Source organism: Peribacillus sp. NPDC096379, from assembly GCF_044762875.1.
Classification (GTDB): domain Bacteria; phylum Bacillota; class Bacilli; order Bacillales; family DSM-1321; genus Peribacillus.
In genome coordinates this window covers 411,084-423,123 of sequence record NZ_JBIWFD010000002.1, presented here as the reverse complement: position 1 = coordinate 423,123, position 12,040 = coordinate 411,084, and the positions used below count along the sequence as shown (strand labels likewise).

The 12,040-nt window shown below is 37.4% G+C and carries 12 protein-coding genes; 4 read left to right on the top strand and 8 right to left on the bottom strand.

The genetic code is table 11. The features are described from left to right. The first annotated feature begins 180 nt into the window (after positions 1-180). On the top strand, positions 181-501 hold the full coding sequence (locus tag ACIQZI_RS11075) for a hypothetical protein (protein ID WP_403073066.1): 321 nt from the start codon (positions 181-183) through the stop codon (positions 499-501). 203 nt (positions 502-704) lie between these two features. Next, the gene (locus ACIQZI_RS11070; RefSeq protein ID WP_082675050.1) at positions 705-1,208 is read left to right on the top strand and encodes a YkyB family protein; all 504 of its coding nucleotides are present in this window, start codon (positions 705-707) and stop codon (positions 1,206-1,208) included. 133 nt (positions 1,209-1,341) lie between these two features. Here ACIQZI_RS11070 and ACIQZI_RS11065 read toward each other — a convergent pair whose 3' ends face one another. Continuing rightward, on the bottom strand, positions 1,342-2,247 hold the full coding sequence (locus ACIQZI_RS11065) for a chemotaxis protein (protein ID WP_062181694.1): 906 nt from the start codon (positions 2,245-2,247) through the stop codon (positions 1,342-1,344). 308 nt (positions 2,248-2,555) lie between these two features. Next, entirely contained in the window at positions 2,556-3,557 is a 1,002-nt protein-coding gene (gene corA, locus ACIQZI_RS11060) for a magnesium/cobalt transporter CorA (protein ID WP_403073061.1), read from the bottom strand. Between the two features lie 325 nt (positions 3,558-3,882). Between corA and ACIQZI_RS11055 the strand changes: the two genes are divergently transcribed. Beyond that, positions 3,883-5,049: an aminotransferase A gene (locus ACIQZI_RS11055; protein WP_062181699.1), complete on the top strand. Its 1,167-nt coding sequence runs from the start codon at positions 3,883-3,885 to the stop codon at positions 5,047-5,049. 171 nt (positions 5,050-5,220) lie between these two features. Here the strand turns inward: ACIQZI_RS11055 and ACIQZI_RS11050 are convergent, their stop codons facing one another. The 5 genes from ACIQZI_RS11050 to ACIQZI_RS11030 all read right to left on the bottom strand — a co-directional run bounded on the left by ACIQZI_RS11050 (position 5,221) and on the right by ACIQZI_RS11030 (position 9,655). Next, positions 5,221-5,586, bottom strand: a complete 366-nt coding sequence (locus ACIQZI_RS11050) for a hypothetical protein (protein WP_403073057.1) — start codon at positions 5,584-5,586, stop codon at positions 5,221-5,223. A gap of 81 nt (positions 5,587-5,667) precedes the next feature. Next, a complete protein-coding gene (locus ACIQZI_RS11045; RefSeq protein WP_062181706.1) occupies positions 5,668-6,543 on the bottom strand; it encodes an NAD(P)-dependent oxidoreductase in 876 nt (291 codons plus the stop codon). A 45-nt stretch (positions 6,544-6,588) separates the two neighbouring features. Next, a complete protein-coding gene (locus ACIQZI_RS11040; protein WP_403073054.1) occupies positions 6,589-7,374 on the bottom strand; it encodes an SDR family oxidoreductase in 786 nt (261 codons plus the stop codon). Between the two features lie 293 nt (positions 7,375-7,667). Beyond that, entirely contained in the window at positions 7,668-9,389 is a 1,722-nt protein-coding gene (ptsP, locus tag ACIQZI_RS11035; protein ID WP_403073051.1) for a phosphoenolpyruvate--protein phosphotransferase, read from the bottom strand. Then, positions 9,389-9,655: a phosphocarrier protein HPr gene (locus ACIQZI_RS11030; RefSeq protein ID WP_062181715.1), complete on the bottom strand. Its 267-nt coding sequence runs from the start codon at positions 9,653-9,655 to the stop codon at positions 9,389-9,391. Before ACIQZI_RS11030 ends, ptsP begins: the two co-directional genes overlap by 1 nt. Positions 9,656-10,430: 775 nt before the next feature. On the opposite strand from ACIQZI_RS11030, the gene ACIQZI_RS11025 reads away from it, so the two are divergent. Further along, positions 10,431-11,141 (top strand): thermonuclease family protein, encoded by a 711-nt coding sequence (locus ACIQZI_RS11025; RefSeq protein ID WP_403073047.1) that lies wholly within the window; start codon positions 10,431-10,433, stop codon positions 11,139-11,141. A gap of 499 nt (positions 11,142-11,640) precedes the next feature. On the opposite strand, the gene ACIQZI_RS11020 is transcribed toward ACIQZI_RS11025, so the two are convergent. Further along, a complete protein-coding gene (locus ACIQZI_RS11020) occupies positions 11,641-11,835 on the bottom strand; it encodes a hypothetical protein (protein ID WP_403073994.1) in 195 nt (64 codons plus the stop codon). Between the last annotated feature and the right edge of the window lie 205 nt (positions 11,836-12,040).

The following is a 12,040-nucleotide window of genomic DNA, read 5'->3' as shown; positions in this document are numbered from 1 at the left end:
AATATTATACCATTAGTAGACTCCGAGCAGAACATAAACTTTTGCTTCAAGCCTACTCCTCTTATGTATACGATAATAGAGTTAGCTAATTAAACGCACGAAAAGCCAATGAAAAACAATCTGATACAGGCTCAAAATTGAAAAACAACCATACAATAACGAGAGAAAGGAGAGAACACCATGCAACCTTATTACTTCCCAGCACATCAATATTATCCAGCTGTTCCATCGCGAAATGGTCAAGACGAGCGATTTTTCCCATTTCTGCTGCCATTCGTGGTAGGCGGTGTTGCAGGTCTTGCTACTGGATCATTACTTTTTAACAATCGACCACCCTATTATCTTCCGTATCCACCCCCGGCTCCTTATCCGTATCCTTATCCACCATATAATCCATATCAAGGTTATCCTGGATATCAAGCATATCCCCAAAGTTTTGGAGCCCAGGCAGGCGTATCGGAAAATATAAATATCTATACGTCTCCACAATACTCAAAATGAATATTATACGAGAAGAGGAAGAATACACACTTCTTCTTTTTCTTTTATTTCCTATATTCGAAGAAAGCAATTATTAATTTTATTCTTCGCTTTCGAAACTTCCAATAAAAAATTTCATCTTATTTCTCTTTTACTTCCTTTCATATTTGAAAATGGTATAATAAGAATCATATGCACGACGATATTAGGAAAGGAGTTTATTTATGAATGATATGAAAGGGGATCCTTCCTCTATGAGCACAATCAATAGTCTTGCCCAAGCGATCTTTGTCGTGAATAAACACGCAAAAACAGCCCCAGAACCCAAAACCTTATACGAATTAAAACGACTTTCTCTAAACAAATTACTTACTGAAGGGAAAGCGAAAAAGTTAGGACTCCATTTTTCCGATAATCCGAGATATTCAGCGCAACAATCTGATGTAATTGTCGAATGTGGTGAATATATTTTCCACCTCCCACCTTCAAGAGAGGATTTAAAAAAACTCCCTCACTTAGGAAGCCGATCATCATCGGTTCGTAATCCTAAAACTGCATTATCCTTATCACGAGCGAAGAAGATTTTGCAAGCGTATATCGGCAAAGTAGGCGAGCCGAAACCACGTGAACAAGCTGGCAGGTCTCATCAGCATTCGCGAAATAAAACAAACTCTGCTTTCCAAAATACATTTCCTTCTTCATTTTTAGGGAAAGGTTTCAAACTATAGTCAGACCGTCAATCATGAAGTCTTTCCTTTCCATCGATATGATATATCCGCAAAATAATAGGCTGACTTGCAGGCCAGTATCTACCTGTTTAGTCAGCCTATTTCCACTTTTAGAAAGTCTTATCTCTCTTTTTTAAAGAATATGCTCGTCAATCAATTGAATAAGCTCTGCAATTTCTGGCTTACTTACTTGCGCATCCGCGCCAACCATATTTCCCTTATGGCGTAAATCATCCGTAATTAATGAAGAAAAAATAATAACAGGAAGCTTGCCTAGATCGTGATCTGCCTTCATTCGCCTTGTTAAATGGAGACCGTCCATTTGTGGCATTTCTACGTCCGTAATCACAAGTTGAACTTCCTCTGTAAGATCTTTCCCTGATTGAATAATGCCTTCTAAATAATTTAAGGCATCTTCACCGTTTTCAAAGAATTCGAGGAATTCGTAGCCTGCTTCTGATAAGGTCTCATGAAGAAGCTTTCTAAGGAGCGGTGAATCTTCTGCAACTACAAGCTTTTTATTAGATCTTTCTCTCTTTCCAAGCTTTTTCACTTGTTGAATACTAATGCCAGATTCAGGATTGATATCGACAACGATTTTCTCAAAATCCAGAAGTAATAGCATTTCTCCGTTAAGTTTAATGACCCCGATAATTTGACCTTCAAGACCTTGATACATGTCAGAAGGCTTTTCAATTTGCTTCCAGGAAATTCGGTGTATTTGCGTTACCGTATGTACATGAAAAACAATCTTCTGCTGATTAAATTCAGCAACGATAAATTTATCATCCTTCGGTTTTTCCGATGGTGGGAAACCAAGTGCCTTTGCTACATCAACGACTGGCAGCACTTCGCTTCTGAGCTCTATGATCCCTTCCACATTCTTGTGTGCATGTGGTACATATGTAATGGGGACTGGATTTATAATTTCTTTTACTTTAATTACATTAATGCCAAATTTATTTGTTCCTATTCCGAATTCAACGATTTCTAATTCATTTGTCCCACTCTCAAGCAGAATACCTTTTGTTTGGTCCATTTTATTCGTCCTTCCTTTATCTTTCTTCCTAAAATATATCATGATTTGGCTTTATCTAATCAGATATTTTAGGAATTTTAGCCTATCAATTAATAAAATACTTATACTTACTAATTCGGCAATAATAGTGATTTCTTAATAAAAATCGATAAAAAAATTCATGAGAATTTGTCTAAAACTAAAACATTAAAAAAGATTCAGGTTCTAAAAGCTGTATCTCCTCATGAAGGTGGCGGTGCGAAGCTGATTTTGCGAAGCCTCGCTCCTTTTCCACAGAAAAGGAAAATATTCAATATCTACTTGTTCATTCAGCCATTTTGGCGACGTTTATTTTTTCTTCTAAATTTCATCATAGGAAGCCAGCCTTTTTTTATAAATAAGCCGCACATCAAAACAGCAATTAATGCCATGATTCCTATTACCACATAATACCCATACTGCCAATGGAGCTCTGGCATATGCTCAAAATTCATTCCGTAAATCCCGGCGATGAACGTCAAAGGCATAAAAATTGTCGTAATAACAGCCAATGTCATCATACTCGTGTTTAAACTGTTGGAATTTACGGACAAGTAACTATCACGGATATCGGAAGAAAAATCTCGATACGATTCCAGCATCTCCACTAGCTTAAGTAAATGATCATGTACATCATTAAAGTACAAATGCCGCTCTTTCAAATAACTCAATCGATCCGAATAATTCATCCGATACAGCATATCCCGCATAGGCAAAATTGTTTTTCTCAAAGCTGACATTTCAGCTCTTAAGTCAAATAACCGCTCAATTAATTCGCTAATTGTTTCATTCTTTGTGTTATCTTCGATCCAGTTCAGTTCTTCTTCAATTCGATACACTAGAGGGAAGTACTCATCGACTAATTTGTCAATCAAACCATGCATAAGGAAAAATGACCCTTTTCTCATCGAGCTATTTCTATTCATTAAATCCCAAACCGTCTCAAGCTCTCTGACATCCTCTTTATGGAAGGTAACAATAAACTTCTCGCTTATAAACATATTAAGCTCGATTGCTTTTAGATTATCTTTATTTAGGGCATGGAGAACTAGAAATTCATAATCTTCATAGAAATCAATCTTAGGCCGCTGGTTGAAATCATCTAAGCTATCTTCAATTGCTAATGGATGAAATTGAAAAGTACTCGACAATAATAACGATTCTTCTTTAGTCGGATGAGCAAAATCCACCCAATACCAGGCCACATCCATTTCATTTAACCCATTAAGCTCTACATTATAAAGCGTCTCATCGTCTTTCGTTATGACACATGTTCTAATCACATTATCCATCCTTAATTATCTTTTTTTAAGTGCTTGTTCAATTTGAAAGATAATAAAAGCCATGCAGTTCAAGAATCTCTTTGTTTCAACCTAATATGTATACAATTATTACGCTCGATGTAAGAGAAGGTTATTTTAAGAGCTTTGATACAATCTGACAATGATCTATCTTAGACTTTTTGAACAAGCTCACAAAGGAGACTATTTACAATATATCTTTCTCTAGAATCTCCCAACATGATAATGATAAAATAAAGTGAAACTTCTATCACCGGGGACTTACTGCGCGTGAAGCGTGGGATAAAAAAACCTTACAAAAAAGGGGAACTGATTTATGGAACATTTACTGAATCCACGAGTAAAAAAAATCGAGATATCTGGCATTCGAAAATTTTATAACTTAGTTGCCGGTATGGAGAATACGATTTCATTAACGATCGGCCAGCCAGATTTCCCAACACCTGATCATATAAAAGAAGCTGCAAAGCATGCCATTGAGAATAATTATACTGTCTATTCTCACAATGCTGGTTTTATTGAATTAAGAACTGCTGCAAGTGAATTTGTTAGAAAAAAGTACAATCTTCACTATAATCCTGCAAATGAAGTCATTGTCACAACAGGGGCGAGTGAAGCAATAGATATAACCTTTCGAACCATTTTAACCGAAGGTGTCGAAGTCATCCTTCCTGGCCCCGTCTACCCCGGGTATGAACCTATTATTAAATTGTGTGGAGCCACACCCATTTATGCGGATACGACGGCAAATGGATTTCGCTTAACTGCAGATACCCTCAAGAAATACATAAGCAGTAAAACCAGATGTATCGTCTTACCATATCCTTCAAACCCAACTGGAGTCACTCTTACTGCAAAGGAACTTGAGGATATTGCAGCGCTTGTTCGAGAACGAGATATTTTTATTGTAGCAGATGAAATCTATAGTGAACTAGTTTTTGATCAGAAGCATGTTTCAATTGCTTCATTTTTGAAAGAGCAAACTATCGTATTAAATGGCGTATCTAAGTCACATTCAATGACAGGTTGGAGAATTGGTTTCATTTTCTCACCTGAAGCGATCTCTAGTCAAATTTTGAAAGTCCACCAATATAATGTAACCTGTGCCTCTTCCGTATCACAGCGAGCTGCTTTAGCTGCCTTAACAGATGGAATCGATGACGCTCTACCTATGAAAGAAGAATATCGATCTCGCCGTGATTATGTTCATCAACGGTTAATTAAAATGGGACTTAACGTCGTAAAACCCGAAGGAGCATTTTACTTTTTTGTTAAACTTCCAAACAAGTATCATACTTCACTCTCATTTTGCCTTGAACTTGTTGAAAAAACAAAGGTAGCTGTTGTTCCAGGGGATGCTTTTTCACAGCTTGGCGAGGGATATTTCCGAATCTCTTACGCCTGTTCTCTAGATATATTGAAAGAAGCTTTAAATAGAATGGAATGGTTTCTTAATGAACAACCTGATATTCCTGAACATTAAATAATTCACTACATCAAAAAAAGGGGCAAGGATGTCTTAAAAGGGGACTATCCTTATACTCTATGCACCGTTTATATGACGTGTCACACGTCTACGTCATATAAATGATATATAGATATATAAGGTCTGAACCCTTTCATTTTTGGACATCCATACTCCCTTTAAGATGGCTTAATAGAGCTTGCGTAGAAAACGAATATCTCGTAATCCCTCATTCTGCTTAGTCGTCGTAATATTTACTTCAATTATCGCTCCCTTTAAACTAGTCAGCACCTCTTCAAATTCAGCTGAGGATTTTGGCTTTAAGCAACCTAAATTCTTCAACTCACGCATGAGAATTTGAAATCCATAATTCGTTTCGATCTGACTGAATTTCACCGGTAAGACAAGAGGGCTCTCATTCATTAGCTTTAATTCCCAGCAAAGCGGATTCAAGTTATGATTCGTTTTCTTCCTATAATAGTTTTCAACTCTTACAATATACCGTCCATCCTCAGGCTCTTGAAACATTTGACCAATATCATCAAACATCCCCATACTAAACCGACTTCCTTTCGGTTGTTATATGACTAGCCTATTCACGACAGTATACTTGCATTCAAGAGGATGGAGCTGGTTTTAAAAATATTTATAAAGGGCTTGAGTACCACTATCCTCTTCTCCAGCTTCGGCTAATTGATCGTAAAGCGATTTAGCAAGCGTTAACCCAGGTAATTCTAAATTCATTCGTTCTGCCTCATCTAGTGCAATCTTCATATCTTTCAAAAAATGCTTAATATAAAAACCTGGTTCGTAATCACCTTGGATCATTCTAGGAGCCAAATTAGAAAGTGACCAGCTACCTGCTGCTCCTTTCGTTATACTCTTTAATACAGTATCCGGATTAAGACCCGCTTTTTTTGCATAAACAATTGCTTCAGTAACACCAATCATATTAGAAGCGATGGCAATTTGGTTACACATCTTTGTATGCTGACCTGAACCTGATTCTCCTTGGTATACAATATTCGTACCCAGCACTTCAAATATTGCAATTACCTCATTAAATATATCTCGTTCACCGCCAACCATAATGGCTAACTTTCCATCTCGCGCTCCTATGTCTCCACCTGATACAGGAGCATCTAGTGAATATATGCCTTTTTTCTTTGCGCAAGAAGCAATCTTTTTGGCAAGAGTTGGTGTGGAAGTCGTCATATCAATAAGAATCGTATTTTCATCCGCATAATGGATGATACCTTCTTCACCAAGGTAAATGTCCTCTACATCGCTCGGATACCCAACAATGGAAATAATCACATTTGTTTGTTTGGCTAACTCCTTTGGTGAATCCGCCCAGTCTGCTCCCGCTTTTAGAAGATCTGCCGCCTTCTCCTTAGTTCGATTAAAAACCGTGACGTTAAATCCCGCTTTCAATAAATTGCTTACCATGCTTTTTCCCATTACACCCGTACCAATAAATCCAATTTTGGCAGTTTCGATCAAATGTGCCATATCATTTCCCCCTTTGTATTACGCTCAGATTGGTACTCCCTAATTTTAAATCGATTTAATTGAACCGCCATCCACTAAATACGTTTGCCCGGTAAGATAAGAGTTGGCCTCTGAAAGCAGGAATGTAACTAATTTTGCAAATTCCTCTGGCTCGCCGTAACGTCCCAAAGGAATCATTGCTTTCATTTTCGCTTCCATTTCTTTTACACTGACGCCTTGCTTATCCGCATTAATTTGATCGAGATGAGCTACTCTATCCGTTGCAATACGGCCTGGGCCCACTGTATTAATCAAAATGTTATCTGAAGCTAACTCTGTCGCCAAAGTTTTAGAAAGACCAACAATGGCTGTTCGAAATGTGTTAGATAAGATCAAACCTGGAATAGGCTCCTTAATCGAAGAAGAAGCGATATTCACAATCTTGCCGCCTTGTTTTTGCAAGAATGGGAGTGTTTCTCGAATGATTCGGATGTAGCTTAGTAAATTCAATTCAAATGAATGTTGCCAATCATCATCACTCATTTCAATAAACGCTCCCGCTTTCGGACCACCCGCATTGTTTACAAGTAGCTCTATACCACCGAATTCCTCATTTGTTCGATTGACCAGATTCACAATCTCATTATTTTTTGTAATATCCGTGACACAATAGGCTACTCTACCTCCTTCTATACCTTCAAGCTCTCTTTGCACAGCTTTCAGCTTGTCTTCATCTCTACCAGAAAGCATAACGTTTGCCCCTTCTTTCACGAGCAATTTCGCAACCGCTTTCCCTAATCCCTGACTTGAAGCAATAATGAGTGCATTCTTATTACGTAAACCGAATTCCATATGTAATTCCCCTCCATCCAGTTTCTTCACTATCATTATAGCTTAGCCGCTTTAAAGTGGAAATCCTTTTGCTAGTTAATAAAGAGAAGCTACAGCAAAGCGGAGCATAAGAATGTTTTTCAAATGTCTCCAAACCACGTAATTATGATCCTTATCCAAAAAAAGAGGCTGCCCCTTAATGAAAAAGTCAAACCCCACATCTACTATATATCGTTTAAGACGTGAACATCACATAATAAACGGTGTATAAGGTGTGAGGTTAGACCCTTTATTTAGGACATCCTCTTTTTTATTTATGCTTTAGAAATGGCTGCTTCAACAGCAGCTTGTACATCTTCATTTGTTTCAAGATTCAAGACAGATAGTGACAATGCTTCCATTTCCTCTTTTGAAAGTTTGCTGATTAACGAACGTGCTCTCAAAATTGAAGTGGCACTCATTGAAAATTCATCGAGACCTAGACCGAGCAATACAGGGATTGCTATTTCGTCTCCAGCCATTTCCCCACACATACCAGCCCATTTGCCTTCTTTATGAGCGGCATCAATGACCATTTTTACTAAGCGTAAAATAGCCGGATTGTATGGTTGATACAAGTATGAAACGCGTTCATTCATTCGATCTGCAGCCATTGTGTATTGGATAAGATCATTTGTTCCGATGCTAAAGAAATCAACTTCTTTTGCAAATGTATCAGCCATAACAGCAGTGGAAGGTATTTCTACCATAATTCCGACCTCAATGCCTTCAGCCACAGTAACACCGTTTGCAAGAAGTTGTTGTTTTTCTTCTTCCAAAATCGCTTTTGCTTGACGGAATTCACCAAGGGTAGCAATCATCGGGAACATAATTTTCAAATCTCCGTATTGGCTTGCGCGCAGTAATGCACGAAGCTGAGTACGGAAGATTTCCTGTTGATCCAAGCATAAGCGAATCGCTCGGTATCCAAGGAATGGGTTCATTTCTTTTGGCAAATTAAGATACGGTAGCTCTTTGTCTCCACCAATATCAAGAGTACGAACGACCACAGGTTTTCCTTTTAGACCTTCTAATACAGCTTTATACGCCTCAAACTGCTCTTCTTCTGTTGGCAGCTGTTCTCGGCCCATGTAAAGAAATTCGGTACGATATAGACCGACGCCTTCTCCACCATTATTAATCACGCCTTCAAGGTCTTTAGGTGTACCGATATTGGCAACCAGTTCAACATGGTGACCGTCTTTGGAAATCGTTTGCTCATTAACAAGCTTTGCCCATTCCGCTTTTTGAGCTTCATAAGCTTGTGCTTCTTTCTCATACTGTTCAATAATTTCAGGGGTAGGATTAATATGTACTTGTCCATTTAATCCATCTACAATCACGATATCACCATTCTGAATCGTTTTCGTAGCTTCCTTCGTACCAACAACAGCAGGAATTTCCATAGAACGGGCCATAATTGCAGAATGTGATGTTCGACCGCCGATATCTGTCGTAAAGCCTTTTACAAATTGGCGATTTAATTGCGCTGTGTCTGAAGGCGTTAAATCTTCAGAAATCACAATCACTTCTTCTGCAATCATGCTCGGATTCGGAATTTGAACACCCAAAAGATGTGCAAGAAGTCTTTTCGTAACGTCACGAATATCTGCTGCACGTTCTCTCATGTATTCATTATCCATTTGCTCAAACATCATGATAAACATATCTGCTGTTTCTTTTAAAGCAATTTCAGCATTGACATTTTCGGATTTAATTTTGTCTTCAATCGGACCTAATAGTTCTGGGTCAGATATTACTAGCAAATGAGCATCAAAAATGGCTGCTTTATCTTCGCCTAAATCTTTAGCTGCTTTTTCCCGTATATGTTGTAATTCTGATTTCGACATATCAACCGCTGCCCTAAAACGAGCTGTCTCTTCGGCAATATTTTCAATCGACTTCTTTTCAACCTTTAATTCAGGTTCAATTAACCGATATGCCTTCGCGATCGCTATCCCGTTTGAAGCGGCAATGCCGGATAATAAAGTTGACATTATTCAGCTAAGCCTTCTTTTTTCAATGTTTCTTCTAATGTGTTAAGTGCATCTTTCTCGTCGCTTCCTTCAGCTGTAATCGTGATTTCAGCATCTTTGCCTACGCCAAGTGACATAACACCCATGATTGATTTAAGGTTTACTTTTTTTCCATTATATTCAAGATTAATCTCGGAATCGAATTTACCTGATGCTTGAACTAACAATGTTGCAGGGCGTGCATGAATTCCAGTATCAGCTATTACTTTAAATGTTTTTTGTTGCATTAAAATCAATCTCCCTTTTCAAATAATATAAATAATCTTAACATATCTTAACATAAAACTACATTAATGGCGCAATAACTATTGTCATTTTGCCCAATGTTGGTCATTTCATGTTAAAAAGCAAAGAAGTATGCAAATGGAAATGAAGTATTTCCATGTATATCATGTAAAATATCTTATGTACTACTCATATTTAGAATAGCACTCCTTATGATATCAAACAACGATTTCACCTTGCTTTTTCAAGGAAAATCCTACAAGAAATCCTTTATAAAAGCAACTATTATTCAGTGTTAATTTATTCTTTATGTAAATACCCGATTATTTTGAAGAGCAAGAAACCCAGCACCACGTTAGATGACACCGCTTACATATGAAACAATCAATCTATATAAAAATTGTACCTTTTTAAGCAAAAGCGGTCAAAAACAACCAAAATCATTCATGGTTAAAGTGAAACTTCAATCTACCCTTCTTTGATTCTTCAAAGCCTTGAGGTTGGAAGTTTACTGCCCGTTAATGTGGGATAAATGCGATACTCACCATTGTTCAATTCTATTTAATTGTGTTTTTTACTTTTCTCACTGTAATATACATATTTGCATGGTTTATTTTTCATAGCGGCCGGAACTATTCTTATTTTGAAAACTTTTCTTTTAACTTGCATCCAAAGATTCAACTGCTTATTTTTTCCTTTTTAAACACGTACTTTCACAACATTATTACGGAGGTTAACATGAAATTTCACTTAACTATTTTTGCTTTTATATGCTGTATGACACTTATAGGTTGTTCAAATAGCCAGAATACTAACGAAAGCAATCAATTCCTTCAGGCTGATTTTGCTGTAGAAGATCCTTCTACTATTCAAGCTTCCATTGTTCGTGTCGTGGACGGCGATACGATAAAAATCAAACTGGACAACAATAAAGAAGAAACAATAAGGCTTTTACTCGTTGATACGCCAGAAAGCGTACATCCGACAAAACCAGTCCAACCGTTTGCAATTGAAGCGAGCGACTTTGTAAAAAAACTATTACCGGTTGGAAAAGACGTTGAAGTAGAGCTTGGGACAAATGAACGGGATAAATATGGCAGACTGCTTGCTTATCTATATACAGACGGAAAAATGGTGAATCAGCTTTTACTTGAGAAAGGATATGCCAGGGTGGCTTACGTATTTGCACCGAATACGAAATACATCGATGAATTCCGTGATATCCAAGAAAAAGCGCAACTAAATGAAATTGGCATTTGGTCCATCGAAAATTATGCAACAAGTACAGGTTTTGCCGAAAAAGAACTAAAAGAAAACGAAAGTCCTATTGCTTGTACAAACCCTGAGATTAAAGGAAATATTAACTCAAAAGGTGAAAAAATATATCATGTAATAGGAGGACAGCATTATGAGCAGACGAAACCTGAACAGTTATTTTGTACGGAAAAGGATGCACGTATGGCTGGCTTCCGAAAAGCAAAAAGTTAACGACATACTTATACTTGAAATACCGTCCCGAAGAATCATTTCGAATTTCCTTTGAACCAAGATGACCAGAACTTTTATAGTGTATGTTCAAAAAGGAGGATAAAAAGAGCCGAGAAGTTCGAGGAGCGCATCTCGAGAACCGTTCACGTATGCAGTAACGTTGAGGACCGGACTTGCACAGACGATCATTAATGAGCTTTGATGCAATTCGCAAGCTTTTTTACCAGACTTTTTGAACATCCTCTTCTCTTATAGTACAAAATACTAGAGAGCTTGGATCAAAACCAGCGCAAGGGAAATTCATTTTATTAAAAAACATCCATGAGTACCTGAACTAAAGCCCAACGATGAAAAAGGTTCAGGTTCTAAAAATTGCATCACCTAATAAAGGTGGCGGTGCGGAGCTGATTTTGCGAAGCCCCCACCCCTTGTCCACTGAAAAATGCCTGTCTTTGTATACGCTAGAAAAACGCATAGTTAGACAGGCTTATATAATAAATTAACTTCTTGGCTCGTCCATGTATTGATAAGTGACCTCTCCACCGTGTTTTGCTATTCCACGAAAATGTTTGAAATCTTCTCTCTTGACAAGAACAAGTTGGAAAGCTAAAAAGCGATCCTTCGTAATGGTAAATTCATCAATCTCCCGGTTTGCAAGCTGATTCAACAGCGTCTCTACTTCTTCTTTATCCAATCCAATTCCTCCACACGTCTCATAAATTAATTCCAAAATCCAGTACTATAATACGCTATCACTGCGCATCATGCAATTTTTCAATTATGCTACAAAGAAACGAAACTCTTTTTGTGATCATCTGGATATCTTCGTCTATTTTTTAAGAGAAAATCTTAATCTTGAAAAAATTGATCAAAATATCAATATTTGTAAACAAATTCTT